Annotated in this window: 31 protein-coding genes; 7 read left to right on the plus strand and 24 right to left on the minus strand. The window is 44.7% G+C overall.

All coding sequences use genetic code 11. The features are described from left to right. Positions 1-5: 5 nt before the first annotated feature. The 7 genes from HVMH_RS06870 to HVMH_RS06890 all read right to left on the minus strand — a co-directional run bounded on the left by HVMH_RS06870 (position 6) and on the right by HVMH_RS06890 (position 2,744). Entirely contained in the window at positions 6-491 is a 486-nt protein-coding gene (locus HVMH_RS06870) for a GNAT family N-acetyltransferase (RefSeq protein WP_029909235.1), read from the minus strand. 21 nt (positions 492-512) lie between these two features. Further along, complete coding sequence (locus HVMH_RS06875) at positions 513-848, minus strand: TfoX/Sxy family protein (RefSeq protein ID WP_029909237.1); 336 nt, start codon at positions 846-848, stop codon at positions 513-515. 27 nt (positions 849-875) lie between these two features. Next, positions 876-1,331, minus strand: a complete 456-nt coding sequence (locus HVMH_RS06880) for a YaiI/YqxD family protein (RefSeq protein ID WP_029909239.1) — start codon at positions 1,329-1,331, stop codon at positions 876-878. A gap of 24 nt (positions 1,332-1,355) precedes the next feature. Further along, positions 1,356-1,964: a MarC family protein gene (locus HVMH_RS06885; protein ID WP_029909240.1), complete on the minus strand. Its 609-nt coding sequence runs from the start codon at positions 1,962-1,964 to the stop codon at positions 1,356-1,358. Between the two features lie 292 nt (positions 1,965-2,256). Next, positions 2,257-2,412, minus strand: a complete 156-nt coding sequence (locus HVMH_RS11925; protein ID WP_408610133.1) for a hypothetical protein — start codon at positions 2,410-2,412, stop codon at positions 2,257-2,259. Positions 2,413-2,420: 8 nt separating this feature from the next. Next, positions 2,421-2,546 carry a hypothetical protein gene (locus HVMH_RS11870; RefSeq protein ID WP_269473346.1) on the minus strand — a complete coding sequence of 42 codons (126 nt, stop codon included), beginning with the start codon at positions 2,544-2,546 and terminating at the stop codon, positions 2,421-2,423. Between the two features lie 42 nt (positions 2,547-2,588). Beyond that, entirely contained in the window at positions 2,589-2,744 is a 156-nt protein-coding gene (locus HVMH_RS06890) for a hypothetical protein (protein WP_174403346.1), read from the minus strand. Between the two features lie 322 nt (positions 2,745-3,066). Between HVMH_RS06890 and HVMH_RS06895 the strand changes: the two genes are divergently transcribed. Beyond that, positions 3,067-3,681, plus strand: coding sequence for a DUF938 domain-containing protein (locus HVMH_RS06895; protein ID WP_029909242.1), 615 nt, complete (start codon positions 3,067-3,069; stop codon positions 3,679-3,681). A gap of 57 nt (positions 3,682-3,738) precedes the next feature. Here HVMH_RS06895 and HVMH_RS06900 read toward each other — a convergent pair whose 3' ends face one another. The 6 genes from HVMH_RS06900 to HVMH_RS06925 form a co-directional block, all read right to left on the minus strand. Continuing rightward, positions 3,739-4,188, minus strand: coding sequence for a Dps family protein (locus HVMH_RS06900; RefSeq protein ID WP_029909244.1), 450 nt, complete (start codon positions 4,186-4,188; stop codon positions 3,739-3,741). Positions 4,189-4,423: 235 nt separating this feature from the next. Further along, positions 4,424-4,681, minus strand: coding sequence for a hypothetical protein (locus HVMH_RS06905; RefSeq protein ID WP_029909246.1), 258 nt, complete (start codon positions 4,679-4,681; stop codon positions 4,424-4,426). Continuing rightward, entirely contained in the window at positions 4,678-5,310 is a 633-nt protein-coding gene (gene parA / locus HVMH_RS06910) for a ParA family partition ATPase (RefSeq protein WP_029909248.1), read from the minus strand. Before parA ends, HVMH_RS06905 begins: the two co-directional genes overlap by 4 nt. 230 nt (positions 5,311-5,540) lie before the next feature. Continuing rightward, positions 5,541-7,142 (minus strand): ABC-F family ATPase, encoded by a 1,602-nt coding sequence (locus HVMH_RS06915; RefSeq protein ID WP_029909250.1) that lies wholly within the window; start codon positions 7,140-7,142, stop codon positions 5,541-5,543. Between the two features lie 264 nt (positions 7,143-7,406). Next, positions 7,407-8,021, minus strand: a complete 615-nt coding sequence (locus tag HVMH_RS06920; protein ID WP_029909252.1) for an FKBP-type peptidyl-prolyl cis-trans isomerase — start codon at positions 8,019-8,021, stop codon at positions 7,407-7,409. 154 nt (positions 8,022-8,175) lie between these two features. Next, entirely contained in the window at positions 8,176-8,865 is a 690-nt protein-coding gene (locus HVMH_RS06925) for a dUTP diphosphatase (protein ID WP_035628821.1), read from the minus strand. A 165-nt stretch (positions 8,866-9,030) separates the two neighbouring features. On the opposite strand from HVMH_RS06925, the gene HVMH_RS06930 reads away from it, so the two are divergent. Beyond that, a complete protein-coding gene (locus HVMH_RS06930; RefSeq protein WP_029909256.1) occupies positions 9,031-11,103 on the plus strand; it encodes a [FeFe] hydrogenase, group A in 2,073 nt (690 codons plus the stop codon). 88 nt (positions 11,104-11,191) lie between these two features. On the opposite strand, the gene HVMH_RS06935 is transcribed toward HVMH_RS06930, so the two are convergent. Continuing rightward, complete coding sequence (locus HVMH_RS06935) at positions 11,192-11,527, minus strand: hypothetical protein (protein WP_035628823.1); 336 nt, start codon at positions 11,525-11,527, stop codon at positions 11,192-11,194. 287 nt (positions 11,528-11,814) lie between these two features. Here HVMH_RS06935 and HVMH_RS06940 point away from each other — a divergent pair, with 287 nt between their 5' ends. From HVMH_RS06940 to HVMH_RS06955, 4 genes are all read left to right on the plus strand, one after another. Next, positions 11,815-13,008 carry a DEAD/DEAH box helicase gene (locus HVMH_RS06940; RefSeq protein WP_029909259.1) on the plus strand — a complete coding sequence of 398 codons (1,194 nt, stop codon included), beginning with the start codon at positions 11,815-11,817 and terminating at the stop codon, positions 13,006-13,008. A gap of 66 nt (positions 13,009-13,074) precedes the next feature. Beyond that, complete coding sequence (locus HVMH_RS06945; protein WP_035628825.1) at positions 13,075-14,469, plus strand: DEAD/DEAH box helicase; 1,395 nt, start codon at positions 13,075-13,077, stop codon at positions 14,467-14,469. A 124-nt stretch (positions 14,470-14,593) separates the two neighbouring features. Beyond that, positions 14,594-15,088, plus strand: coding sequence for a host attachment protein (locus HVMH_RS06950; RefSeq protein ID WP_029909263.1), 495 nt, complete (start codon positions 14,594-14,596; stop codon positions 15,086-15,088). 185 nt (positions 15,089-15,273) lie between these two features. Continuing rightward, positions 15,274-15,540, plus strand: coding sequence for a hypothetical protein (locus tag HVMH_RS06955; RefSeq protein WP_029909270.1), 267 nt, complete (start codon positions 15,274-15,276; stop codon positions 15,538-15,540). 93 nt (positions 15,541-15,633) lie between these two features. Here HVMH_RS06955 and HVMH_RS06960 read toward each other — a convergent pair whose 3' ends face one another. From HVMH_RS06960 to HVMH_RS06970, 3 genes are read right to left on the minus strand one after another with little or no spacing between them, the layout of a single operon-like run. After that, complete coding sequence (locus HVMH_RS06960) at positions 15,634-16,809, minus strand: hypothetical protein (protein WP_029909271.1); 1,176 nt, start codon at positions 16,807-16,809, stop codon at positions 15,634-15,636. Positions 16,810-16,811: 2 nt separating this feature from the next. Then, the gene (locus HVMH_RS06965; protein ID WP_051622983.1) at positions 16,812-18,446 is read right to left on the minus strand and encodes a sensor domain-containing diguanylate cyclase; all 1,635 of its coding nucleotides are present in this window, start codon (positions 18,444-18,446) and stop codon (positions 16,812-16,814) included. Positions 18,447-18,506: 60 nt separating this feature from the next. Next, entirely contained in the window at positions 18,507-19,445 is a 939-nt protein-coding gene (locus HVMH_RS06970; protein ID WP_051622984.1) for a sensor domain-containing diguanylate cyclase, read from the minus strand. 280 nt (positions 19,446-19,725) lie between these two features. On the opposite strand from HVMH_RS06970, the gene HVMH_RS06975 reads away from it, so the two are divergent. Next, positions 19,726-20,802 carry an alkene reductase gene (locus tag HVMH_RS06975; RefSeq protein WP_029909274.1) on the plus strand — a complete coding sequence of 359 codons (1,077 nt, stop codon included), beginning with the start codon at positions 19,726-19,728 and terminating at the stop codon, positions 20,800-20,802. Positions 20,803-20,901: 99 nt separating this feature from the next. Here HVMH_RS06975 and HVMH_RS06980 read toward each other — a convergent pair whose 3' ends face one another. The 7 genes from HVMH_RS06980 to HVMH_RS07010 form a co-directional block, all read right to left on the minus strand. Further along, positions 20,902-21,732: a glucosaminidase domain-containing protein gene (locus tag HVMH_RS06980; protein WP_051622985.1), complete on the minus strand. Its 831-nt coding sequence runs from the start codon at positions 21,730-21,732 to the stop codon at positions 20,902-20,904. An 88-nt stretch (positions 21,733-21,820) separates the two neighbouring features. After that, positions 21,821-22,336 carry a hypothetical protein gene (locus HVMH_RS06985; protein ID WP_029909276.1) on the minus strand — a complete coding sequence of 172 codons (516 nt, stop codon included), beginning with the start codon at positions 22,334-22,336 and terminating at the stop codon, positions 21,821-21,823. Between the two features lie 123 nt (positions 22,337-22,459). Further along, complete coding sequence (locus tag HVMH_RS06990; RefSeq protein WP_029909278.1) at positions 22,460-23,179, minus strand: methyltransferase family protein; 720 nt, start codon at positions 23,177-23,179, stop codon at positions 22,460-22,462. 23 nt (positions 23,180-23,202) lie between these two features. Beyond that, entirely contained in the window at positions 23,203-23,883 is a 681-nt protein-coding gene (locus HVMH_RS06995; RefSeq protein ID WP_029909280.1) for a rhodanese-like domain-containing protein, read from the minus strand. Positions 23,884-24,062: 179 nt separating this feature from the next. After that, positions 24,063-24,491: a DUF4396 domain-containing protein gene (locus HVMH_RS07000; RefSeq protein ID WP_029909283.1), complete on the minus strand. Its 429-nt coding sequence runs from the start codon at positions 24,489-24,491 to the stop codon at positions 24,063-24,065. Positions 24,492-24,583: 92 nt separating this feature from the next. Next, the gene (locus HVMH_RS07005; protein WP_029909285.1) at positions 24,584-25,159 is read right to left on the minus strand and encodes a helix-turn-helix domain-containing protein; all 576 of its coding nucleotides are present in this window, start codon (positions 25,157-25,159) and stop codon (positions 24,584-24,586) included. A gap of 15 nt (positions 25,160-25,174) precedes the next feature. Next, entirely contained in the window at positions 25,175-26,266 is a 1,092-nt protein-coding gene (locus HVMH_RS07010; RefSeq protein WP_232087743.1) for an ADP-ribosylglycohydrolase family protein, read from the minus strand. Between the last annotated feature and the right edge of the window lie 7 nt (positions 26,267-26,273).

Below are 26,273 nucleotides of genomic sequence, written 5' to 3' on the forward strand. Positions count from 1 at the left end.
TAGGCTTAGAACAATTCTTTTTCGTAAACAATGAACGCTATATCACTTTTAACCATTTTGTCCGTTTGAACAAAACCGAAACTTTCATACAGCTTATGCGCGCTTGTCATAGTCAATTGCGTCCATAAGATCATCTTTTTCCAATGATTTTCTTGTGCAAACGCTAAAGCATGCGAAACCAATTGTTTTCCAACGCCCAAATTTCTAAAGTTGTTTTTGACTCCCAATAAATGCATCTCGCATTCATCCTGCTTTGCTCTCACAACAGTACTGGACGTCGGCGGCACGACGATAACCATGCCGACAAGCTCACTTGTTGCAGTGTCACGCGCGCATAGCATTTGCCCCCGTGCTTTCACCTTGTTAGGTTCAAAAACGCTTTCGGCAACATCCTTTCTGATAAAACCACCTTGTACATAAACCTCGTCAAGTAATGCTGACAGCTCAGCATCCGTGACTTCCTCATGACATTTTTCGATTTTAAACAACATGACACGTTCTATGTGCTTACCTTAATTGTTTGCCCTAAGTGCTGCTTCATAACCTAAACCTGCCCAATAGCTCAAGGTATCCAGGTCATCAATCACTTCTTCGGGAACCGTGTAGTAGGATAAATAACAAGTCTTGCCTTGGCGAAGGTAGGAAAACTTCTCCAATCCTTTTTCTTCAAACAAGTTGCGGTTTTCATCATCAACCTTAACGTAAAGCTCCCCAGCGATGATAAGTGCAAACATCAAGTCACCGCAAAAAATGCCATAGCCACCAAACATACGTTTTGCCGTCGCAGGACAAAACAACTGGAGGTTATCCACTATGAGGTCAACAAAGTCATCTCGCTGCTTGGCCATTTCACCCCAACCTGGCAGATTTTATTATTATTTCGCCTTGTTCTTCGCTAGCCATTTGTCCAACTGATTGGCAAAAGCCTGTCTGTCTTTTTGGTTGAACGCATCCGGCCCACCGGTTTGAATACCACTGGAACGAAGGGTTTCCATGAAGTCACGCATATTGAGACGTGCACGGATGTTACTTTCGGTATACAACTCACCTCTTGGGTTCAGTGCTAGTGCCCCTTTGGCAATGACTTCTGACGCCAAAGGAATATCTTGTGTAACGACCAAATCGCCTTTTTGACACTCTTTGACAATCCAATTGTCAGCAACATCAAACCCTTGAGTGACTTGCCGAAAATCCACCCACTTCGAAGCGGGAATGCGCATGGCATGGTTGGCAACCAATGTCACCTGTGTTTGCGTACGGTTTGCCGCCTTGAAAAGAATCTCTTTAATCACCACGGGACAGGCATCGGCGTCTACCCAGACTTGTTTCATTCGGTATTTCTCATTACTTGAAGGTTAAATAGCAAAGTAGTCTTTGATTCCCGCCAGAACATTAGAGACAGCCATGGCGGCCAAAATCATCCCCATTACTCGGCTGACAATACTTGCACCGCCATTGCCAATAAAGCGGTGAACCCAGGTAGCCAATAGCATCAACACCAGCACAACCAATAGTACCGCTAAAATCATCAGGGAAGTTTGTACTTGTTCAAACAGGTTATAGCGGTTGTTTTCAGTCATGAGCACCGCCGCTAAAATCGCTCCTGGACTCGCGATGGATGGCACTGCGAGTGGAAAAATCGCAGTTTCATTGGCGTTTCCAGCCATCTTAAGTTCTTCTTCTGGCTTGCTTTCGCCAAAGATCATCGTCAGAGCAAACAGAAACAGGATAATACCTCCCGCTATCTGAAAGGCGGATAGCGGGATATTGATGGCATTGAGGACAAGTTCACCTGCAACGACGAAGAAAATCAAAATCAATGCCGACACAAATGTCGCCTGAAAAGCGATTTTACGTTTGACCTTTTCTTCATAATGATTGGTAACAGAGATAAACACCGGCACAGTACCAATCGGGTCAATGACCGCAAAAAAGAAAATAAAAGTCGCCAATAATTCGCTCATAACCATCCAATGTGAATTCGTTTCCGTCATCCTAAGTTAGGATGACTTCGGCGTCAATGCTCACCCGGTACTTAACCATTGTGGAGCATAAAAAAACCCGCCTGATAATCTTATCGGGCGGGTTTTGTCAGAGGTTTAAAACGCTTGTTGGGTAAAGGCTTAATCAATACGACAAGGCTCTTTCAATGTTACCGTCACCCCTTCGTCAGAAGGAATAACCATAGGGTAACCTGCTGCTTGCCAGCCGCCCATACCAGCAACCAAGTTGTGACATTACTGAAACCCATTTCATTCAGGGTTTTGGTTGCCAATGCTGCGCGCCCACCAGACAAACACACGACCAATCAAGCATTATCACGTGCATCACGCAAAGCAGGATAGCACCCGGGTAGTTTAAATCGGCAGCAGGTTCCAAGACCCCTCTCGGCACATTGATAGCGCCTTGAATCGCGCCTGCTAGGTATTCGCCTGGCTCACGAACATCCCAAACTTACCCTTTTCCACCAAAGCGTGACCTTCTTCCACAGGCACTTCCTTAATCTGCTGTTTGGCTTCTTCAATATAATCCATTAAACCTTTCAAAAGTTTCCTCCTTTTATCGTTAATTTTTTTATTGATACTTGCTTAAGATTGCGTGCTTTTTAAAAGCGCCATTTGAATGCCGGTAGCCGCGCCTGCCGCTTTATTGATGAGGTTTACCGCCCATGCCGTTATTCGTTGTTTGGCAAGCTGTGCGGCGACTGTAATGGCGCTTGGCTCCGGCACCATAATCATCATCACAGTTGTCACAAAAAGATTGAATAAAGCCCAATATCCACTTTTTGTCTTTCAAAAAAACCGGATTCAATGCGTCCAGATGAGCCAAAAAATTAGGGCGCTAGTATAAACAATCTCCCAGTAGACGCCACGCCTTTATATCGCAAGCAAAGCGTGAATACGCGCTTTCAACTCAGGTAAGACTTCCTGATCAAACCAAGGATTCCGCGTGAGCCATAAGTTGTTTCTTGGGCTTGGATGCTTCAAACGTCATCTCGCCACACTCTCATCTTTCCTTGCCTTATTCGATATAATCAAATGAACTTAAATTCAAAAAGTCCTAGCTATGTTACAACAAGACACCTATCGCAAACCATTTGCGCAGTCCAGCGAAGAGAACAAACACGTTATCCTTGAAGCGATTCGCCCATTTTTAATGCCGCGTTCAAACGTATTAGAAATCGGTAGTGGTACCGGACAGCATGCAGTGCATTTTGCCGCGGAAATGCCTCACCTGACGTGGCAAACGTCAGATTTAATGGAATCGCATGATGGCATTAATCAGTGGATTGCGGATGCGGAACTGACTAACGTGCTTGCGCCACTTCGTTTGAATGTATCGGAAGATGCCTGGCCAAATGAGCGCTACGATGCCGTCTTCACTGCCAATAGCTTCCATATCATGGCGCACAGGAACGTAGAGGACTTCTTTGACAACATTGCATCCATACTCACTGAAAATGGCATCATCATGATTTATGGACCATTTAATTACAACGGTCAGTACACCTGTGAAAGTAACGCTCGATTTGATGTTTGGCTAAAACAACGTAATCCGGAAAGTTGCATCAAGGATTTTGAGTGGTCTCATCAATTGGCGGAAAATGCAGGTCTAAGCTTATTGGATGATATTGAGATGCCGCAGAACAATCGTATATTGGTCTGGCAGAATAACGTTTGAAAAACAAAAGCCACTTTTACAGTGGCTTTTTCTAGTGATCGGCAAGTTGAAACCAAATTAGACGTATTTTGCCTCGCCTTTGGTTGCCAATAGCATCCACTCTTCTTTTTCCAATACTTCCAATTGGTCATCGGCCAATGCCGCAGTGGTACGGTCGCCTTCGTCATCGGCTGTTTCCGCAAGCGTTCTATAACTATCAATCAAATGCTTCAGCATCTTTTCAACATACGCCAATACTGCTTTTTCATCAAAAACCTTATCGCTCAATGGTGCTAATGTCGAAGCGACTTTCAACTCATCTATGCTCAAAAGCGGCATTGCACCCTTTTGCAGTAAACGCTCTGCAGCATCATCATACATTTCAGACATGCGTTCATAGTAGCCTTCAGTCATTTCGTGCATAGCCTTGAAACGAGGTCCTTGCACCAACCAATGAATTTGGTGAAGCTGAAGATAGTAAGTGTGGGCATTTGCTTGAATGGTTTTGAGTTGCGTGATAACTGACATGGTGTTTCTCCTGATGTTTTTTGAACAAACAAATAAGAACAATTCTTATGTTGGCAAAAAATCACCCCAATAGCAAGGAAGGATCATGTACGGAGAACGAATATTTATTAATCATCTCAATAGTTTATTTCTATTGATAAAAAAAAGGGGGGATCGCCGATTCTTCCTGAATACAGCATTTCCCCCCAACCTGGTGGATTTTTCAGTTTTTCAAAACAGAAAAATCTACAGGAACTTAGTCAGGCCAAACGCGTTGGTTTGATCCCATAGGCTTAATAGTTTCAGACTCCTGCTCTGTCTTTGGTGCTGGCTTCGCAGCTGGCTTTGCGCTAGCTGTCTTAGCTGGCGCTCTTCGAGTGGTTGTCGTTGCTTTCGGAGCCGCAGTTGTTGTGGCCTTCTTTTCTTCCTCTGCCACTTTGTTTTCGGTTTGCGCCGTCTTCGCTCGGCGTACGCTGTTGGTTAGTTTTGATCCTGCTGTTTGTGTATTACTCATAATACCTCCTCAATAATTTCATCGACTTCTTTGGCTGCCGCTGCACCTGTCTTACCGACACAGTAGACACTCGCGCCATCCACTGCCGCATTACGATAAATCGCTCTGCGACGAATACCGCCTTTCAATGCTGGAATATCAAACTCTCCCAGTGCTTGCTTCATCGCATTCGACAATGCACTACGTGGTTCCAACTGATTGACCACGATAAACGGCTTCAACGCACGGTTTTGCATCTTAGCTTGCTCAATAGCTTCAACCAAACGGATACTCGCCCATAAGTCCACTGGTGATGGCAATACCGGTATCAAAATCACATCCGATACTTTCATTGCCATTTGCATCACGCCTGTTTCAAGTGTTGGCGGGCAATCAATGACCACAAAGTCATAATCCTGTGCGAAACGTTTTACTTCAGTCGCCAAATTACCGCCAACTCGAATCACCGAGACCGGAAATAATCTGTCTTCCGGTGCCAGGCTGCTCCATTGTCCCGCTGAACCTTGTGGATCGGCATCAATAACTAGGGCTCTTCCGCGTTTGGCCAGACCTGCGGCAAAGTTCATACTCAAGGTGGTTTTGCCAGTTCCCCCTTTTTGGTTGGCGATCGAAAAAATACGTGCTGGCATTCAGGCTTCCAAGTTTAAGTTTGCTAGCCAGCAGCACTGCTGGTTTGCAAGAATAATGATTAACTGCGATCTATTATATTTTTACGGATGATTCACAATCAGAGTTTTATCCTATGGACAACTCGCAACCCATAGACGTTGTGAATGGATTAAAAACGGTGAATGAAAATGGGCGGGCACAAACAAAAAAGCCCGCAAATGCGGGCTTCTGAAAAACGTTTGAATAGGAATCAAGCATCAAGAGTTTGAAGATATGACTCGTAATCCCCACGGTAGTCTTCAATACCTTTTTCCGTCATCACCAAAACACGTGTTGCAATCGAAGATACGAACTCGCGGTCATGGGAAACGAAGATAACCGTCCCAGGATAGTTTTCCAATGCGATGTTCAACGACTCGATTGATTCCATATCCAAGTGGTTGGTCGGTTCATCCATAATCAACACATTGGGTTTTTGCAGCATCAGCTTACCGAACAGCATTCTGCCCTGCTCTCCCCCGGAAAGCACTTTGACAGACTTGTCGATTTCTTTTTGCGAGAACAACAAGCGCCCCAAAATGCCGCGAATGGCTTGCTCGTCATCACCCGGTTGTTTCCACTGGCTCATCCAATCCAGAAGACTCAAGTCTTCAGCAAAATCCGAAGCATGATCCTGAGCGTAATAACCGATCTTAACGTTTTCAGACCACTTCACTTCACCGGATGTCAGCTCAGTATCCCCAACCAAACATTTCAAGAAGGTTGTTTTACCGATACCGTTACCCCCGATAATCGCAAGACGCTCTTCCACTTCCAACATCATACTGAAGTCTTTAATCACTTCATTGTCGCCATCATCGTCATGATAGGTTTTGCTTAGGTGTTCAATTTCCAACGCCAAACGGAAAAGCTTCTTGTCTTGTTCAAAACGAATGAACGGGTTCACACGGCTAGAAGGCTTGACCTCCTCTAACTCAATCTTATCAATCAGTTTAGCGCGTGACGTCGCTTGCTTGGCCTTTGAAGCATTAGCAGAGAAACGACTCACGAAGGTTTTCAATTCATTGATTTGCGCTTGTTTCTTAGCATTGTCAGACAACAGACGATCGCGCGCTTGCGTAGCCGCCACCATGTACTCGTCATAGTTACCAGGGTAAACGCGCAGCTCACCATAATCCAAATCGGCCATGTGCGTACAAACACTGTTCAAAAAGTGTCTATCATGCGAGATGATGATCATCGTACTTTTACGTTCGTTCAGTACGTTTTCCAACCAACGGATGGTATCAATGTCCAAGTTGTTCGTCGGTTCGTCCAGTAACAGAATATCTGGGTCAGCAAACAACGCCTGTGCCAGCAACACACGCAGCTTCCAACCCGGTGCAACTTCGCTCATCGGCCCGAAGTGTTGGTCAACCGGAATCCCCACGCCCAACAACAATTCGCCCGCACGAGATTCAGCAGTGTAACCGTCCATCTCAGCAAATTTCACTTCCAAATCTGCGACCTTCATACCGTCTTCTTCAGTCATTTCCGGCAGACTGTAGATGCGATCACGTTCTTGCTTCACTTCCCACAATTCAGGGTCGCCCATAATCACGGTATCGACCACTGAGAATTCTTCATAGGCGAACTGATCCTGTTTCAGTTTCCCCAGACGCTCATCTGGATCAAGGCTCACATTACCAGCAGTAGGCTCCAAGTCGCCCCCAAGGATTTTCATTAGGGTAGACTTACCGCAACCATTTGCCCCAATCAAACCATAGCGATTACCATCGCCGAACTTGACTGAGATATCTTCAAAAAGCGGTTTTTCACCAAATTGCATCGTAATGTTTGCGGTCGATAACACCTTAAAAAATCCTTATTTAACTGACGGGTCGAATGAACTTAACTGACTGAATTTCTAACAAATAAAATGAATGCGGTATTCTGACATAACTCGAAGGAAATTTGGGGCGAATACGCTAGTTTTTCCTCTAGTTTTTTTACAGACTAAACACCCCAACCTGGTAGATTTTGCATGACTTGAATCTATTTTGCCAAGCCTGATGTTCAGCAAAAATACAAAAGCCCGCTATTGCGGGCTTTAACTGAGTACAGAGCAAACGTTTACTTAAGAAGCAATACCCAGCAACTCAACTTCAAAAACCAAAGTTTGGTAAGGCCCGATTGCGCCACTAGAACCTTGCTCACCATACGCCAAATCGTAAGGGATTGTCAGACGCCATTTTGAACCCACTGGCATCAATTGCAATGCTTCTGTCCAACCGGCAATCACGCGATTCACAGGGAACTCCGCTGGTTGACCACGCTCTACCGAGCTGTCGAAAACCGTACCGTCAACCAACGTGCCGTGGTAGTGAGTGGAAACCACAGAATCCGCCTTAGGTTTTTCGCCATTGCCTTCAACTAGAATCTCATATTGAAGACCGGATTCCAGTACCACGACATTGTCTTTTTTAGCGTTTTCCATCAAGAAGGCTTCCCCTTCTGCTGCAGCTTCTTTCGCTTTCTCAGCTTGCTTTGCCATCATCACATCATTGATTTCCTGGAAAGCATCTTGCATAGCCGCTTGGTCGATTGGGCTTGCTTTACCGCTAAGCGTATCAATCAAACCTTGCGCCATTGCTTCGGCATTCAAACCATCAAACGGATCTGCCACCAACTGGTCGCCAAACTGACGCCCTAATGTATAACTCACAATATCTGCAGAAGAAGTATAAGACATAATTTCACTACTCAATCAATTCAAAAGAGGCGTAGCTTAACATAGTTTTACCGACTTTTTTCGGGTTTGGTCCACTCAAATAAAGGCATAAAAAACCGCCAGGTTGGGGGGGCGCATGGCGGTTTTATTTAAAGCTTTAATTCGCTATAAGGTGCTAAGCAAGCTGGGAATAGGTTTCCTTCAAACTGATATAAAGTTCATCACCGGAAAAGATCGTCATGCGCTCGATAATCTCGAACATCACTACGTTGTCTTCTTTACCATCCCACACTTTGACATAAGTGCCTTCTTTGTAGCCATGGTCTTGGCGAAATTTATTTAAAACATTCTTCGCCATATAGATTTGGTACAACTGATCAAACTCAAGCTCGGCAACCTGGCAAGACCTGAAGAATGTCACTGTGAGTGCCGACAGGTAGCTGTCTGTCACTTGTGTTTTAATCAGCGCTTTTGCCATCATCGCTTCATGAACCTGTACTTGGATAATAACAGACAAATCTTTTAGCTTTTCGTCATCGCTGGATTCATAAGCTTTGTTCAGGATATCTGCCGCGTCATCCTTACTGAAGTTTTCCAACGCCAAACTCAGTAGAAAATGCCAGATATCCACCAACTCGACACGGACATTTTCCCTATCGGTTGTCGCATCAACACTCTTCCAGTGTTTCCATGGGTAACTGTCTATCAGCTCAGCGGTTTCCATCACTATGCAGCGTCGCCAATCAATCACTTTACCTAGTGCCGTCTTACCACTACGCCAGTTTGCACCGTTTGTCATTTCATTCAATGCAGCTTGCATTGAAAGCATTTCATTAATCGCATTGGCTGATTTTGAGTTAGACATAAAATTCCATTTACTTAAATTAAAATCGTAAAGAGATAATACCAGTTCAAATTTATTTTCAACACTGTTTCATCCCCTAAAATTCTTTCTAATTTACATTGAATTATGTGATACTCAACAAAGAGTGAGTCACTACTGTGCCTTGGACATCATCAGGAGGAGCATATGATTGAGGTGACCGTTAATGGTAGAAAGACCGAAGTAGAAGAAGGTACTACGTTGCTGGAGGCAGCGAGAGCCGTCGGTGTTCACATTCCAACACTCTGTTACTACCCTCGCTTACCCTCTCACGCCGTATGCCGACTCTGCCTGGTTAACGTCAGTAGTGAAAAGAAACCTCAACCTGCCTGCAAAACCACCGTCAAAGATGGCGATATCGTCGAAACCGATACCCAAGAATTAATCGAATACCGCAAAACTGATGCGCAATGGTTATTGGCTCGCCACCCAAATGATTGCATTCGTTGTGAAGTCAATGGCTCATGCCAGTTTCAAAACTTCGTCAGCGAGTACCAACTGGAAGACTGTTGGGAAAAATTGCCCCGAGGTTCGGAAGAACATCCAGAACATCAACTCTCCGACCACACTTCACCCAGTATTTGGCGGGACATTTCAAAATGCGTCGAGTGTGGTTTATGTGCAGATGCCTGTGGCGAAGCTGGTCAACAGCAAAACATCATCGGCTTTGCGGAGAACAGTTCTGGGCGAGTGCCTGTCACGGTTTTCGATAAACCGCTTTCGGAAACCAAATGTATCTCTTGCGGGCAATGCACACTCGTTTGCCCTGTCGGCGCTTTAATTGAAGCACCGCACTGGCATGATGTGATTCATACACTAGATGCTCACAGACATATTTCCGCCGTACAAGTTGCCCCTGCAACACGTGTTGCCATCGGCGAAGAGTTTGGCATGAACCCAGGCACAATCAGTACCGGGCGGATGATAAATGCCCTGAGACAACTTGGGTTCGATTACGTGTTCGACACCAACTTTGCCGCAGACCTGACCATTATGGAAGAAGGCACCGAGTTTCTTTCTCGCCTGAAAGCACAGAAAAACCTGCCCTTGTTTACCTCCTGTTGCCCCGGATGGGTGAACTGGGTGGAGCTGAATCGCCCAGACTTGATTCCACATTTAAGTACCACCAAATCCCCACAACAAATGCATGGTGCCCTCACCAAACGCGGTGCCTTCGCCCGCTCACTTGGCGCTGAATTTGAGTCGGGTAAAACCGAACCTTATGTGGTGAGTGTCATGCCTTGTACCGCCAAAAAAGATGAAGCTGTTCGCCCTGGAACGTCTGGAGATATTGACCGCGTTTTGACCACCCGAGAACTCGCCAGAATGATCAAGGCTCGTGGTATTGCTTTCAGCGCATTACCGGATGACGGTAAGTTCGACAATCCACTAGGGGAAAGCACTGGAGCCGCACAAATCTTTGGTGCATCGGGTGGCGTGATGGAAGCTGTGGTGCGAACCGCTACCCACTTGATTGACAAGGAAAACACGCTTCCTCTGGAATGGGAGCAACTTCGCGGCGTCAACACCGGCGTAAAAACCGCCGAGGTGCCTGGCATCGGCAAGATTGCCATTTGCAATGGCATAGCGGCAGCACAACGATTGTTATCAAATGATGACTGGCGAAAAAAATATGTCGCCATTGAGGTCATGGCTTGTGTAGGTGGATGCTTAGGTGGTGGTGGCGAACCGAAGTCCATGGATCCAAAAGTCCTAGAGAAACGTATGCATGCCATTTACGAAATCGACAAAAACTCCACACGCCGACGTTCTTACGAAAACCAAGACGTACAAAAGCTTTACGAAACGGAATTAGAGAAGCCCAACTCTGAAAAGGCGCATCACTTGTTACACACGCATTATGCGCCTCGAGCTTCCAAACGTCTTCTGCTGATGCAATTCCTGGATTGTGTGGATAGACGAGATGCTGAAGAAATTGCCAAACTGCTCCATCCGGATGCCATCTGGTCAACAGCCTCTCCTTTTGGCGATGTGCAGGGCATATCAAACATCAAAGCGTTGATTACAGGCAAACTCCCACCACGTCAGTATGGTTCTAAGTATGTCCGTCATCAAATGGCATCGGCTGCGGATATTGAAGATTTAACGGTAATAACCCCTACGGGTGAACGTTGTCGCTTTACGCTTGAGGTTGATACTCAACAGCATGGCAACTCTTCAAGAATGGTGATTAAAAAACTGGTCAGAGAAGTTTTGTAAAACTTGGTTAAGACTCAAGCTGTGTAAACTGCAACAAGGTCGCTCTTTATTTTTACAGCTTGAGATATAGATAGATTTGAAACTGAGATTACCAATCGCTCGCAGGCGCTGAGCGGACTAAATGCTGGTCAATCAAGGTTAGTGCAAACTTCTCATCAAACTCAGTGTGCCCAATATCATCAATCCACTCCGGGTTGCTAAACCCGCCATAAGCATCGGGTTCATAAAACGCAAAGCCGACTTTATATTCATCGCTCATGCGGGCAAACATCATGACCAGCTTTTTGCCGTTTTGCTTGTTCTTGATCTCACAGGTATTATTGTCGTTTTTCTGAAAAACGATTTCCACAGTATCATCCTGTTTTAAATAGGCTTCAACTGCCGATTGAACCGTGATATATAACTCTTCGTAATTTTGAATCACTTTGTTTCTCCAATTTTTTCAGAAGATTCTACCTTAAATCACGGTTTCCGACGAATTTTGAATTGTTATCATAATCCGCTCACCACGGGAAATGAGTCAATGAATCCCTCTTTCTTCCCCCAACCTGGTAGATTTTTTTCACTATTTTCGATTTATCTTGGCGTTTGGGTTGAGCTTTCCGACATTTATGTGCGTAATGCTTTATAATTCAACGGCATCTCTCCTAATTCACCATTCCAGTTTCAGAAGCCTACCCGCTGCAATTTATTCGACCGATGAGGATTTCTATGTCATTTTCACAACTTGGATTGTCTGCTCCGATAGTTAAAGCGGTTACCGAGCTTGGTTATGACACACCTACTGAAATCCAGCAACAGGCGATTCCAGTTATTTTGTCTGGCAAGGATCTCATGGCGGCAGCACAGACTGGAACAGGTAAAACTGCCAGTTTCGTATTGCCTTTGCTGGAAAAGCTCACCGCGTTTGATGCTGTTCGTGGTCGCTCCATCCGCGCACTTATCCTTGCGCCGACGCGTGAGCTGGCTGTGCAGGTTGAGAAAAATATCGTGGATTACGCCAAGCACTTGAACCTGAGTTCATTGGTGGTTTACGGTGGTACGGATTTAGAGCCGCAAAAGCAGCGTCTGTTGCAAGGTGTTGATTTATTGGTGGCAACACCAGGAAGATTGCTGGACTTGGCGTATCAACGCGCCCTGTTCTTTGATGACTTGGAATTTCTGGTTTTAGATGAAGCCGACAGAATGCTCGACATGGGCTTTATTGATGACATCAATAAAATCATCGACCGTTTGCCGCTTAACCGCCAAAGCCTATTGTTTTCCGCCACGCTGACAGATGATGTACGTTATCTTGCCGACACGGTTTCCCATAGTGCCGTCGAAATCTCGGTTTCGCCCGAAACCAAAGCGGCTCCGAAGATAAATCAATGGTTGGTTACGGTCGACAAAGATACTAAGTCCGCACTACTGAGCCATTTGATTAATGAACAACACTGGGATCAGGCACTGATTTTCGTTGAGAAAAAACACTCCGCCGCCAAACTCGTCGAACAGCTTGGCAAGCGAGGCATTATTGCTGACTCCATCCATAGCGGTAGAAGTCAGGCGATGCGAGAACAGGTTTTGTCCGACTTCAAATCCGGCAAACTGAAATATTTGATTGCCACCGGCATTGCTGCCCGTGGTATTGATATAAATAACCTCAGCCGCGTAGTGAACTACGATTTACCTTATCCGGCTGAAGAATACATCCACCGCATCGGCCGTACAGGTAGAGCCGGTGCCACAGGCGAAGCCATCTCTCTAGTATCGAAAGATGACTTCAAAAACCTTTGCGCCATTGAAAGCTTATTGGGGCACCTTATCCAACGTATAGAAATCGAAGGCTTTCCGGTCAAAAAGACCGTCCCCATTTCGATTCTGAATTATCAACCGAAAAATAAAACACAAAATAAAAGATAGGTTGTCTCCCCACAAACAACAGCGCTCGCGAAACGAATGCTGATTTAAATTTAATATCGAGAAACAATGAAATTTACCGAACTTGGCTTAAATGCCCAAATTACACAAGCCATTGCAAACACTGGCTATACGACACCGACCCCTATTCAGGCGCAGGCAATCCCTGCTGTCTTGGAAGGGCACGATGTCATGGCAGCTGCCCAAACGGGTACAGGAAAAACCGCCGCCTTTACACTTCCCTTGCTTGAAAACCTTTCCAAAGGACCTAAAGCAAAATCAAACCAAGCACGTGCGTTGATTCTAACGCCTACACGTGAGCTTGCGTTGCAAGTCAGTGAGAGTGTTGAAACCTATGGCAAAGAGCTCACACTAACCTCTGCTGTGGTTTACGGTGGTGTGAAGATCAATCCGCAAATGCAACGCCTACGTAAAGGTGCAGACATTTTGGTTGCCACACCCGGCAGACTGCTTGATCTTTATCAGCAAAATGCTGTGCGCTTCGATCACTTGGAAGTACTCATCTTGGACGAAGCCGACCGTATGTTGGATATGGGCTTTATTCGCGACATCAAAAAGATTCTGACGCTGCTGCCTAAAAAGCGCCAAAACCTGCTGTTTTCAGCCACCTTCTCCAATGAGATTAGAGAGCTGGCAAAAGGTCTGGTTCATAATCCAGTCGAGATTTCGGTTACCCCGAAAAACTCTACCGCAGAAACCATTAAACAAAAAATCTACCCCGTCGACAAAGCTCAAAAAACCAAATTACTGATCCAGCTCATTAAAGACCATGCCTGGTACCAAGTGCTGGTCTTTACCCGCACAAAACATGGTGCAAACCGACTGGCCACGCAATTGGATAAAAGTGGTATCAAAGCCGATGCCATTCATGGCAATAAAAGCCAAAATGCGCGAGTTCGCGCATTGAATGGTTTTAAGGAAAACAAGTTACAGGTGCTGGTTGCTACGGACATCGCCGCACGCGGTATTGATATTGATTTGCTACCCCATGTGGTGAACTTCGATTTACCGCATGTATCTGAAGATTACGTGCACCGTATCGGCAGAACAGGTCGTGCGGGTGAGAGTGGTGAAGCCATCTCTCTGGTATGTGCGGAAGAATTCCAAGAACTGGTCGGCATTGAAAACCTGATCAATCAAATTCTACCAAGGGAAATCGTTCCTGGTTTCGAGCCGAAAAACCCACTGGGAGAATCCAAAATCGGTCTCAAACCGAAGAAGCCCAAAAAGCCTAAAAAACCAAAAGTGTTTGAAGACAAGCCAGCAGGCAAAGCACCCGCTTCGCCACGCAAAAGTCCTGACAAACGCAATACAGGCGGTAAACAAAACGAGAACCGTACGAACAAAAGAACGGGCAATGACTCCCCTTACCGCAAGGGCTCTAAGCCTAATTCTTCTGGGCGCAATCGCAAACCTGCAAACGCTCAAAACACCAATTCATAAAATTAAATCAACTTGCTAGGGGTATTGAAATACACTAAACAATATCCCAACCAGATGGCATTTTATTGTTCAAACAGCCAATGATTGCTCTTGTGATATGCTGCAATTTCATTAGAATAAAATTATGATTGTTCAAACCTTTTGTTGTGTTATTCAACTTAAACTCAAAGGGAGGGTGATTATGAGTACCACCATTGGCTATGCTATCGTTGCTGATATTGGCAACATTAAAGTGTTTGACATAGAACAAACCGAGCAAAAAACAGTTTCATTCCATGCCTACCAGTCTATTGAAAGCATTGAAGGTCACGCTAAACTATCGGAAATCTATAGCGATAGGGCGGGAGGCTATTCTAATTCAATCGCAGGTGGACACAGTTCTTTTGAAAATAAAAGTGAAATAGAACGAAAACATCATCTGACTGAAAGCTTAAGTGAATTTATCAACGCATTCGCGAAGCAGCATGATGCAAAACTCTATTTATCAATCTCAAAACCAATTCACAACCAAGTTAAGAAAGGCTTAAATGATTTAACCTTGTCTAAAATTAAAGTATTTCTGGCTAAAGACTTTACCCATCAAAACGTTGAAAACATACAAAAAGCTTTTGAGCTCTAAGTTATGAACGTAAGGTCAGCAAAAGCGCTACTTTTTAATCCCACATAAAAAAACCGTGACACTTGTTCGCGGTTTTTCATAGTCTTGAAAACAGTCATGGTTTTTCAAGTAAACCTGCGCGTGATTGGCTTAGGATAGTCCGGTTAGCTATTTTTACTTTTAAATTGGAAATGAGGGATTATTAAATGGCGCAGAAAAGACAAACATTCGGTTCAATAGGTGCAAGCGGCAAAGAAGCTCTGAAAAAAGCCATTATCCTGAGTATTCCGCTCTTTATTCTTAACTTCATTATCGTTTCTCATGTAATTAACGATATTGGGTTACCCTACTTCCTATCTCATTTCAAAATAGCTTTCTATATGCTGTTCAATACAGCAGCAGATGTGATTACGTTTTACATTGTCTTGATGCAGTTCCACAAAATCGAACATCATAAACTTCAGCTAGGTTAAGCCCTACTTCTGCTAGACAATAAACCTTAATGACACCAGCCGAAACCCGAGTCAGGGTTGCGACTGGTAAAAGCACAGCAAAACGATTGCGCTTTAGACTTCACTGTTGTATTTGCGTTCGTCTTCTTTCAACAAGTAAGTATCAAACCCAAATACCTTACCTGCCCAGATAAACATCAGCCACACCATCAATCCAAATGGCATGTATCCCAAATAGCCTTCCAGCGGCATTTCAGAGAAGATGTGAATGACATTCACATAAGGCACGTCATACACCCAATAGTTTGGGTTGGAAATCGGGTTCGTTGGATGTGAGCTTCCGTAGTTCCACATTTCCCAGAAGAAACCGTTGAACAGCGCCGACAACGCAATCAAAATCATCGGGCTCCAGTTACCTTTTGCCAACTCACTCAATGGCGAAGGAATACTCAACATCACCAACACTCCGGAGAACGCCAGCATAATGCCGACCCAAATCGCCCAAAAGAATGGATAAGGATAGAACACCATAATGGTGATTAATGCCAAACTTACAAGTAACAACGCCGTACCTGGCAGCTTCACTTTAGGACCATCAGAATACTTCACGGCTAGTTTCGGGAAGGTATGTAGCAAAGCGTACCACTCGAATACTGCTGGCCATACAGTGGTGTAAGCTACCAAATAGAGAACGACAATCTCAGGATGAGATAAAGCTGGAATCAAAACCGTATTTGGATAATACCAGTTACCCAATGCGAAGTAGTCGAAATACTCAAAGTAGAACCAGGCAAACATCGACACCACAATGGTGATGGCAAACAGCTTCGGCTTCTTGCTCATCAACGAGTAGCCGCCACTTCTGGAGTAAACCAAGCCATCAATCAGTGTGATAAAACCCCACCACAATGGTGGGAATGCCAAATAAACGAGATTCATGAGCGGCTCTGGACGTGCCCACATCAAATACCAAAAGAACAGAGTAATGATCAACCCCGCCCAAAACCACCATGGCAAAGGTTTACGGTCGTAAGGTGTAGGCGGTTCAACGGGCTTGAACCCGAACTTTTGGGGAAAGACTAAGAAAAAAATTAAAAATGCTTCTACTGCCAACAACACAAGAAATATGGTCAGGTTAAAGCCAGGCGTTGGCGGTTCAGTCACCTGTAGTGGTGGAAACACACCAAATCCGGGTGGAAGGTGATCTGCGTAGGCAAACCATGAAGCAATCAGTGGCAAAATCGTTAAAGCAACTATCGGTAAAATCAAACCTTTCTTTTGTGAGCGCATCCCTATCCCTCTTTGTTAAGTTGTTTTTTCCGTCTATACTTATTTTCATACATCCTGATATCCGCAAGGTGCTTCAACTCGGATGTATTGGTTACTTCATGCATATAGGCTGCCCCTGAGCTGACACCGGCATTTTCAAAACCGGACCCTCTCATCTCATCGACAACATGTTCTATAAGCCCCCGCACTTTTTGCTCATTGCCATCCTGGCAGATGATTGCAAATTCATCCCCGCCCACGCGGAAGATACGTGCATTTTCTTTGCCATTTTCCAGTCTTTGGTGCATCAACTTGGCGAATGTCGACAATAGCTCATCGCCCTTCGCATGCCCAAAACGATCGTTGTAAAACTTGAGGTTATCCATATCAATGTAAGTCAAAGAAGCATATGGTCCCATTGAAGAAAACTCCATCTCCAACGAATAACGGTTTGGAATTTGTGTCAAAGAATCGGTATGCGCCAACTTTTTATTGTGGTCGAGATGATGCAATATATTCATGCGCTCTCGGTAAAGCTCACCGACTCGATAGGTCAAGGTTAACGCCAACAAGATCGCTTCAACAGCAATCGCTGCTATCCCATAATGTTCGACATCAATGGTATTTGAACTCAATTGCGTCGGCAACGTCGCCATACTGGCAAGCATGATAAATGCTGTGAGTGCCACCAAATACAAACGCGCGACAACGCTGCCCTTAATGGCGCGTGAGACACCCGCAATAAAGCCATACAGCAAAAACACCCATACGCCATAACGAGCCATCTCATTGATCCAGTTAGGCGCCATCAGCGCAAACAATGCGAATATTGCCAACAGCACCAACCCGACAATACCCAAGGTGTACAGACGTTTGTTTTTAACAGGATGGATTTCCAACAACCTCATAACAAAGAGGACATAGAAGAAGTTGGAGATGAGAATAGGAAAGGACACCAGATAGAAGTTATGCCAGTTCAACATCTGCGCCAGAATCAAATGCGCTCCGGCATTAAATATCAAATTGGAGAAGATAAAGATGGCATAGAAAAGCTCGGTTTTACGGGAGCTGGCAAATGCCAGCGCGCCATAATAAATCCCCAACGCGAGGAAAATGCCGATACCAATCAGCACAATCGCATTCCCCAGCTTTATCTCCTGCTGGTAGTCACTAAGGGTTTCGATATAAGGAACGGGTTGCGCGATAAAGTATGGCGAAGACACTTCCGCTAGCAGCTTGTACTGCCCTGCCTTCAAATCAAAAATACGTCCGTGGCGAAGGAAGAATGGATTTAACGCCTTACTGCCTATGCCGCCATTCGCACTGGCAACAAGGTTGTTTTGTTGGTCGTAAACATAAAAAGAAAAGCGATCTATCGTCGTGGTGTTTTTAAAATCGACAACATAATCCCCTGTTTTATTAATGTGCAACGTTCCCTCATAGAGATAGTGCCCACCCACCAAAGAAATACCATCCGCTTTCTGTAGATTTGTTGTGTCAGGACTACTGGGATCAATCGGTAAGCTGCTATCTATGCTGTAGAGTTGCCAATCAATGTGTTCAGATTGTGAAAAAGCTCGACTGGAAAAGACAAAACTGAGTAACAAACCAATGAGCAGCAGTGTCATGTAAGGCCGAAGGTGAGGAGGATTGTTCATGCGTATATTCTTATCACTCAATTTAGAAGTCTATGATAATGATTAATTAAATTCTGAAGGTTACAGTTTATTAATAGAAACCACCTGATTGCGACCATTTGATTTGGCTTCATATAAACAAGTATCGGCAGCTTCTATAAAAGTAAGCATATCGAAGTCAAACTCCGGAGAAATCGTGCTCACGCCTAAGCTGACAGTCACTATCGAATGCACGTTTGAGCTTTCATGCGGCATTTTCAAATCAAGAATACTGACTCTGCACCGTTCAGACAGTTTAATGGCATCTACCAATCCCGTATTGGGCAGCAAAATGGCAAACTTTTCCCCACCATAACGTGCAACAATATCGGACGATCGTTTAACCACTTTTGATAATGTATTGGCAACCACTTTCAAACAATCATCGCCTGCCAAGTGCCCATAACCAATGTTGTAATTTCTAAAATGATCTATATCGACAATGATTAGCGATAGCTCAGTATCATCCCTTAACGCACGCTTCCATTCCTTATGCATGCTTTCATCAAAGGCACGTCTGTTCAGCACACCTGTCAGCCCATCAGATGTCGATATTCTTTCAAATTTTGTATTCAGGCGTTCCAATTCAGCTTCTTGAACTTTGCTGTCAGTGACATCAAAGATATAGCCACCCCAGATAACTGCATCGCCTTTTTTTCTGTCCGTTGGCTTAGTGGTAACCCGAATCCAGATTTCGCCTTTTGATGGATGCACTACCTTGGTATCAAAAGCAGAAGTGTTTTCATCTTGACCGTCTACTTCATCCTTTTGCGCTAGGTCATCAGGATGAGTCAAACGCCAAAATGTATCCATGTCTTCAAGAAAGTCTTCTTGGGCGTAACCTAAAACATCAAGGCTTTTAGGGCTAATGTAAATCAACTCTCGGGAACCATCAGTTTCAAGCGCATACTCGAACAGAACCGCTGGTAAAAACTCTACAAAACTTGTCATTGCTCCTGCATCAGGCACGCTTACTGCCATTTTTCAATCCCTTGCCATTCAATGAATGAATATCTAACTAAAACCACACTCCCGACTGTGGATTTCAATATAAATATAATTCGTAATTTTTACAATCAGTTTTTCTTTCGCGCCAACATGATAATTTAATCGCGACACAGACTTTCATACTCATTCAATGATAAACGTCACCATCCAGAAACAATCGGGAGTTATACTTTGAACGTTACTCAACAAATCAATTTACTGATTTTTTGTATGGATTCGCAATAACGTCCATTCATGAAGAAGGAGACATGCAATGCCAACAGATACAACGCCCCTGTTTCACCCTGTAAAACTCGGTGACCTAACAATCGCCAACCGATTTGTGATGGCGCCTCTTACCCGTTGTCGCGCCATCAACCATATTCCTAACGACCTCATGGCGGAATACTACACACAACGCGCAAGTGCAGGTTTAATCATCACCGAATGCACCATGGTCACCCCACAAACCTCCGCTTTTGGTAACGACCCTGGCATTTACTCACTAGAACAAGTTGAAGGCTGGAAAAAAGTGACTGAATCGGTTCACCAAGCCGGCGGAAAGATTTTCCTACAAATCTGGCATGCTGGACGCGCTGCACACCCATTACTGAATGATGGCAAAGAAGCCGTTAGTGCAAGTGCTATCGCCATTGACGGAGAAACCCAAACACCAGAAGGCAAACAGCCTTACACCGTGCCTCACGAACTCACTAAAGAAGAAATCGCCAATATTGTGTTGGATTTCCGCAAGGCAGCAGCAAATGCTATGGCGGCGGGATTCGATGGCGTCGAAGTACATGGTGCCAACGGTTATCTTATCGACCAATTCCTACGAGACAGCGCCAATCAACGCACCGACGAATATGGTGGTTCAATCGAAAATCGCGCGCGTTTCCTGACGGAAGTCCTTGAAGCGGTTACCGATGAAATTGGGGGGGGTTGTGTCGGCCTACGTCTCTCGCCACTGAATAGCTTCAACAGCATGAAAGACAGCCATCCAACCTATTGGATCAGTTACCTTGCAGAGCATGTCAATCGATTCAATCTCGCGTACCTGCATGTAATGAGAGCGGATTTCTTTGGCTTACAGCAAGCGGATGTCATTCCTATCGCTCGTGAGCACTTCAAAGGACATTTGATGGTGAATATGGGCTATAACGCTGAAGAAGCCGCAGAAGTGATTGCCAACAACTTGGCGGACTCCGTAGCCTTTGGTACTGGCTTCCTTGCCAACCCAGACCTGCCAGCGCGTGTTAAAGCAGGCGCTGAGTTGAATGCACCGGATCAAGACACCTTCTACACCTCTGATGCAAAAGGCTACACCGATTATCCTTTCATGAAAGCTTAAATACAAATCCGGTAAATAAAAAAGCAGGTTTCAACGTATTGAAACCTGCCCCAACCTGGTAGATTTTACTCAGTAACGTCCGACGGTTATCCCTGACAGTTATTGTAGCCAAGCACGTTTAAAAGCTTTCCCTTGATTCATTTCTTTGGCCAAGAGACACAACCCGGCATTGTCCATCACCTTGGATACATGCTTAATCCACGCTGGTCTCGTATTAAAACTTCTCGGTTTGCCACCAATGCTTTTCAAAAACTCTTTTGCGACCTTGCAATTCAACAAGATATTTTTACCCTTCTTGGAAACCAATTTATCCATATCTTTCGAAGCCTTAAAAAACACAGGCACTTTAGATTTTTCACTTATCCAGCTACCGGAAAAATCCTGCATCACATGGGTATAGGCTTGCTTCAAAGCTTGAGGATGATTGCGAAAGTAAAGCAGATTGTTTTTCGTACCGGCATAAGGTTTAGGACGGTAATCTTTTTTTAGGCTCGGCGGTCTTTTTTGCCAAACCACCTGATTTTTCGGCAGCTGTTTTGCCTTTTTGAAATCAATCATGAGCTTATTGGTCTCAAGATTTCTCGGCAAGGTTAATGGTGGCAACTCGGGCTCACCCTTTCGCGCGCCCAAGCTCATGATATTACCCGTAATCTGCGAAACATACCCTTGCCCAAAGCCTGACTCCCAACCGGCAATCGCCAAGATAGCCGCGGGAGGAATGTTTTCCTTCATTCCGATTTTTACCGCCTCTTTCGCCGTTAAACCGTAAAACTGTTCAACGTGAGGGTATTTGCGCAATGAGTAATGAGAGTTATTAGAAGCAGTATTGGAAGCTTTACTATGAATCTCTGTGTTCGCCTGCACTCCCATAAATAATCTCGCGGTGAGAACAGCACTAACAACAGACAAGAATAAGATAAAAAATTTCATCGCGGTATTTTATCGAATTCCAGCCGATTTAGCTCATCTCAATAATCAAAACACCCCAACCTGGTAGATTTTGATGGTTGCTATCACATTATTTTTTATAGTAGTTGGGGCCGAAGTAAATCTGATAGCGGGCACCACGGTTGTCAACGCCCGTTCCTTGACCTGAAAAGAACACCGCATAATCATTATTAGGATTTTTGGTTGGCGTGAGGTTTAGAGAAATATCAATCACCGTCCCCTTGCTTCCCGTCAAGACTCCTTTAGCGGTAGCCGCGGTGGCGTCAGAGGTTGTCTTAATAGAGCCCGTTGTAAACCCCCAGGCGTTTGTCACAACCCCCGTCGATGAACCGCCGCCAACTAACATCACATGATATCGACCGCTAAATGCTTCATTCGTTGTAGAGTTAAATGCCGTAATCTTACCGCCCTCATAATGGCTCGAAATAAACTCCACTGCACACGCCAACTTAGTTCCATCTTTCAGTGAAATCATTTCACCTGGCATCATGTCACCCAAATTGATGTTACGTGCATTGTGCGAAGCACACCCGGAAAGCGTCATCAACATTAACAACGCAATACCCCATGAAATATGACTCTTCATATCCCAACCCCTATTCTTGTTATTGACCTAACTATTGCTAACGGTTATTACTTATATTATTACGAAATCATTAGAGACGGAATAGAATTAAATGCTCCCAACAAAAACCCGCTCATGGCGGGTTTAATATATGGCAGGTATCAATCGATAACGCACGCGCTGCGCATAATCCTGATACCCCGGTAACTCGGCTTGTAACGCGCGGTCTTCAAGCTCTGTTCTCGTCACTGTGATAATGGATGCTACTACTGCAGGAATCAAAGTCCAAACCGAGCTTAGTGCAAACGCCATACCAAACAACGCCAACATATTTCCCGCATAGCCCGGGTGTCGCACAAACCGATACGGACCACTGTCACAAACCACATGACCTTGATCTGTACGAATGCGAACCACGCTGTAGAAAAATCGGTTTTCCGCAAATGCCCATGCCGAAAAAGCATAGCCCACTGCAACGAATAAAAGCCCGGTAAGGTTAACCCAAAGTGGAAACGCTTGAGACCACTGATAGCGATGATCCAACCCAGCCACTATCACCATAGGGAAACTGATACTCACCGCCATCAAAGGCGCAAGTACTTTATCCCACGCCTTGGCTTGTTGAAAACTTTCTGTATCTTGTCTGTCGGCGGTTAATCCAGGGTGGCGTTGCTCTCCCCACATGCGTCCACCAATCCCAGACGTAAAGATAAATAGAGAATAAACCCAAGCCTGCCACCACCCGAAATCTCCACCACAGACCAGTAAAATCAGCAAAATGAAGAAATACACCAAAACCAGTCTAACCCAATGTCGAAGGGAGACAGTTTGAGCAGTGTCGTTATTAGCCGGCGTTACAGACATGTCTTATTCTCCAAAATAGCAACTTAGGGTGTAACGGTCGTCAAACCAAAGGCATGCCAGGACTGCATCCCTCCTCGATACCAATGGAGCTTATGCGCAGGATAGCCCATACTGACCAATGCTTTGATATTGGTGGGCGATTGTCCGCACCAAGGGCCATTACAAAAAAACACCAAATCTTTTACATTGGAAAAATTCCAAATTCCATCATGCACGGTTGCGCCAAATCGGTCAGTCAAAATACCTTCTACAACCATCGGTTCATAGTTAGAGGCTTGTTGATACAGTTGTGTCCATGGAATATTAATAGACGTGGGAATCGTCCCTTTCGCCACCCAATCCGGCGTACGAGAATCGATAATCAATAGGTTCGGGTCACCTTTAGATGCGCGTTTAATGTAATTCAACATCTCCAATTCCCCTATCGTCTCCACTCCTGGTAGCAGGTGCATGGGCTGGATACAGAAAGGAGGGCATACTCTTGAGGTGAGTGCATAATCCTTAACAATAGTATTTTGCTGGTTTTGGTTACGTTGAATCACAACGGGTTTACCATTGTGCATCACAGTGAAAGAACTGATATCTCGGGTGATTTTGACTTTAAGATCGGCTTTATTGTCAGCTTTAGAAGCGTCTGCCGCCCAAGCTGGCGTTGTAAAAAGCATGACGGCTGCGGTAATGATCAATACGATTCTACGAGCCATGCTACCTCCTTTAAATGAGAGTCATTTGGCTATACGATCAACATTAATCTTAGCAGAGTGATACTGAAAAGAAATTGATATTTATCGGATGCTTCTTCCCCCCATACCTGGTAGATTTTGGGAGTTCGAAGAAATCAATGGAGCTCAAGCTCCATTGACTTATAACCCTACTTCAATAATCAGTGGCACGATTTACCATGTTTCTGCAACCGCCAATAATTATATGGCCAAGGGGTTAAAAAACCGATAAACAGTGAAATAGGGATGACCCACCAGTTCAATACTGCGCCGCCGGTCAACAAGTAATCTGTAATATTCATTGCAATTTCCATGGCCAACATGGATATAAAACTCATACCCAGCGCCGTGATAAGCGCATCCTTCAAACTGAAATTTGAACGAAACAAAATAAGGGTTTCAAGCAAAATACTGGTTAACAGGCCGTTTAAGGTTGCCAACATCATGACTGAAAAAGTCGAAAGGCTATGTTCGTTAAATTGGAAATAGGCAATCGTGCCAAAATCTCCAATGGCACAGCCAATCAAACACCATTTCGTATTATGGGCGCTCTTAATCCAGTTAATTTTATTGTTCCACACGGTATTCATTTCATTACTCCGATTTCGTTAAACATCGGGAATGATTCTAATGCGCTGGAGACGAAACCCTGTTACATCCTGTCTGCCTTCTTTTACAGAATTTACAGTTTGTCCAAAGGGGTTCGCAATTTTTGATCTTTCAATAAACGAAAGTGACTTGGCGTCAGGCCGGTGATTTTTTTGAATTGCCCACTTAAATGAGCAACACTGCTGTAACCTAATTGAAAGGCAATCTCTTTCAGCGCCAGTTCTCTATAGACCAGTAACTCTTTCACTTTTTCCACTCGCATCTGTATGAAATACTGTTCAATGGTTATACCTTCAACAACGGAAAACAGACTGCTCAAATAGTTATATTCAAGCTGGATCGTGCTGCTGATGTATTCCGATAGCTTTTTCTTACCAGGATTTTCAATATCCTGAAGATAGTTCAAACATGATATTTTTATTTCACCGATGAGCTGACTGTTTTTATCATTAAGAATTGAAAACCCCAAAGCTTCCAATGCTTCTGACAAGCGCTTTTGTATGCTGTTTGGGAGCTTTATCCCATAATGGTCTGCAAAATCAATTTCGCCCAAACTAATGGATTCATATTGCAAACCCATCTCTTTTAATACATTGCCAACGGCCAGACAGCATCGGTCACAGACCATATTTTTGATATAAATTTTCATTGTTTCTTTAATTGTTCAATTGCCGGTTTCCATATCAGCGGCCAGATGCTCCGCCAACTGCATCAGTTCATCAGCCTTATCAAGCCCATCAAGGAATCGCTTGGGGATGCCACTCATGCCAACTTGAGCACCGGTAAGCGCGCCAGTCAGAATTGCACGTGCCTGATTTTGCCCGCCACCGTTAACCGCATGCAACACGGCCAACTCAAAGTCATCATGAAATAAAGCAGACAGATAGTAAGCCGCAGGTAGTTGATGATAAATAGCACATGGCATCCCATAAACGATTGAGACTTTCCAAGGCGGTTCAATTTGAATATCAGGATCAAAGGCAGCTTCCGCCATATAAGAAGGGGTTAGCAAGGCATCTGGAGAAGCAAAACGTCCTACACGTGGTGGATCAGGGTCTCCTTTTTTCGGCGGTTGCAAATCATCATTGGTGACGGCATGAAAAGGTAACGCACCACTTTTCACCAGCTTCATCAGTTTTGCAGAGATATCCATATCCAAGCGGTTACCCTGAACAAGCAGCCCCAATACCGCACCAAAGGCGACAGTCATAGAGACGACCGTATCATCATCTTGTGTCAGAATCGTGTTATGCGTAATGGCTGTAGCAAGTTTGTCTGGCTGAAATGCATAACGAACAGCAATGGCAAGGGTACGCTCAATCGCTTCTGTGGTATCCGCATGCCCGCTGACTTGCCCCCAAGGAAAGTTTTGCTGAATGCGTTTTCGCCAAGCATCTCGAATGGATTGGCTGGTATAGTTCCCAGGACCGCTGATAGGCGTACCGTCAATGAGCGGAAAAAGTTCTTCGTCCATTCGACGACAAAAATCTTGTTCATCATAACCCTTGTTTTCAACTAGGGAGCGCAACAGGAGTTCTAGAATAAACCCTGCCTGAGAGAGTTGACCGGCTTTCAAACCGTCATGGTATCGACCCGGCTTTGGATCAGTGTAGTCCTCTATCCAATCGCCGTAGTCTCTACGCAGTTCGGTCAGGTCATAATACCAATGAGGGCCTAGTGCAAGCGCATCGCCGATAAAAGCGCCCATAATGGCACCCGCAGCACGATCTTTAATTTCCGAAGAGTTCATCATCATACCTCCT

Source organism: Hydrogenovibrio marinus, from assembly GCF_013340845.1.
GTDB classification, from domain to species: domain Bacteria; phylum Pseudomonadota; class Gammaproteobacteria; order Thiomicrospirales; family Thiomicrospiraceae; genus Hydrogenovibrio; species Hydrogenovibrio marinus.

Excerpts from the sequence above, each read along its gene's own strand:
- HVMH_RS06870 (WP_029909235.1), bottom strand. The coding sequence starts at position 491 with ATGTTGTTTAAAATCGAAAAATGTCATGAGGAAGTCACGGATGCTGAG.
- HVMH_RS06875 (WP_029909237.1), bottom strand. The coding sequence starts at position 848 with ATGGCCAAGCAGCGAGATGACTTTGTTGACCTCATAGTGGATAACCTC.
- HVMH_RS06880 (WP_029909239.1), bottom strand. The coding sequence starts at position 1,331 with ATGAAACAAGTCTGGGTAGACGCCGATGCCTGTCCCGTGGTGATTAAA.
- HVMH_RS06885 (WP_029909240.1), bottom strand. The coding sequence starts at position 1,964 with ATGAGCGAATTATTGGCGACTTTTATTTTCTTTTTTGCGGTCATTGAC.
- HVMH_RS06895 (WP_029909242.1), top strand. The coding sequence starts at position 3,067 with ATGTTACAACAAGACACCTATCGCAAACCATTTGCGCAGTCCAGCGAA.
- HVMH_RS06900 (WP_029909244.1), bottom strand. The coding sequence starts at position 4,188 with ATGTCAGTTATCACGCAACTCAAAACCATTCAAGCAAATGCCCACACT.
- HVMH_RS06905 (WP_029909246.1), bottom strand. The coding sequence starts at position 4,681 with ATGAGTAATACACAAACAGCAGGATCAAAACTAACCAACAGCGTACGC.
- parA (WP_029909248.1), bottom strand. The coding sequence starts at position 5,310 with ATGCCAGCACGTATTTTTTCGATCGCCAACCAAAAAGGGGGAACTGGC.
- HVMH_RS06920 (WP_029909252.1), bottom strand. The coding sequence starts at position 8,021 with ATGTCTTATACTTCTTCTGCAGATATTGTGAGTTATACATTAGGGCGT.
- HVMH_RS06925 (WP_035628821.1), bottom strand. The coding sequence starts at position 8,865 with ATGTCTAACTCAAAATCAGCCAATGCGATTAATGAAATGCTTTCAATG.
- HVMH_RS06930 (WP_029909256.1), top strand. The coding sequence starts at position 9,031 with ATGATTGAGGTGACCGTTAATGGTAGAAAGACCGAAGTAGAAGAAGGT.
- HVMH_RS06940 (WP_029909259.1), top strand. The coding sequence starts at position 11,815 with ATGTCATTTTCACAACTTGGATTGTCTGCTCCGATAGTTAAAGCGGTT.
- HVMH_RS06945 (WP_035628825.1), top strand. The coding sequence starts at position 13,075 with ATGAAATTTACCGAACTTGGCTTAAATGCCCAAATTACACAAGCCATT.
- HVMH_RS06950 (WP_029909263.1), top strand. The coding sequence starts at position 14,594 with ATGATTGTTCAAACCTTTTGTTGTGTTATTCAACTTAAACTCAAAGGG.
- HVMH_RS06955 (WP_029909270.1), top strand. The coding sequence starts at position 15,274 with ATGGCGCAGAAAAGACAAACATTCGGTTCAATAGGTGCAAGCGGCAAA.
- HVMH_RS06960 (WP_029909271.1), bottom strand. The coding sequence starts at position 16,809 with ATGCGCTCACAAAAGAAAGGTTTGATTTTACCGATAGTTGCTTTAACG.
- HVMH_RS06965 (WP_051622983.1), bottom strand. The coding sequence starts at position 18,446 with ATGAACAATCCTCCTCACCTTCGGCCTTACATGACACTGCTGCTCATT.
- HVMH_RS06970 (WP_051622984.1), bottom strand. The coding sequence starts at position 19,445 with ATGGCAGTAAGCGTGCCTGATGCAGGAGCAATGACAAGTTTTGTAGAG.
- HVMH_RS06975 (WP_029909274.1), top strand. The coding sequence starts at position 19,726 with ATGCCAACAGATACAACGCCCCTGTTTCACCCTGTAAAACTCGGTGAC.
- HVMH_RS06980 (WP_051622985.1), bottom strand. The coding sequence starts at position 21,732 with ATGAAATTTTTTATCTTATTCTTGTCTGTTGTTAGTGCTGTTCTCACC.
- HVMH_RS06985 (WP_029909276.1), bottom strand. The coding sequence starts at position 22,336 with ATGAAGAGTCATATTTCATGGGGTATTGCGTTGTTAATGTTGATGACG.
- HVMH_RS06990 (WP_029909278.1), bottom strand. The coding sequence starts at position 23,179 with ATGTCTGTAACGCCGGCTAATAACGACACTGCTCAAACTGTCTCCCTT.
- HVMH_RS06995 (WP_029909280.1), bottom strand. The coding sequence starts at position 23,883 with ATGGCTCGTAGAATCGTATTGATCATTACCGCAGCCGTCATGCTTTTT.
- HVMH_RS07000 (WP_029909283.1), bottom strand. The coding sequence starts at position 24,491 with ATGAATACCGTGTGGAACAATAAAATTAACTGGATTAAGAGCGCCCAT.
- HVMH_RS07005 (WP_029909285.1), bottom strand. The coding sequence starts at position 25,159 with ATGAAAATTTATATCAAAAATATGGTCTGTGACCGATGCTGTCTGGCC.
- HVMH_RS07010 (WP_232087743.1), bottom strand. The coding sequence starts at position 26,266 with ATGATGATGAACTCTTCGGAAATTAAAGATCGTGCTGCGGGTGCCATT.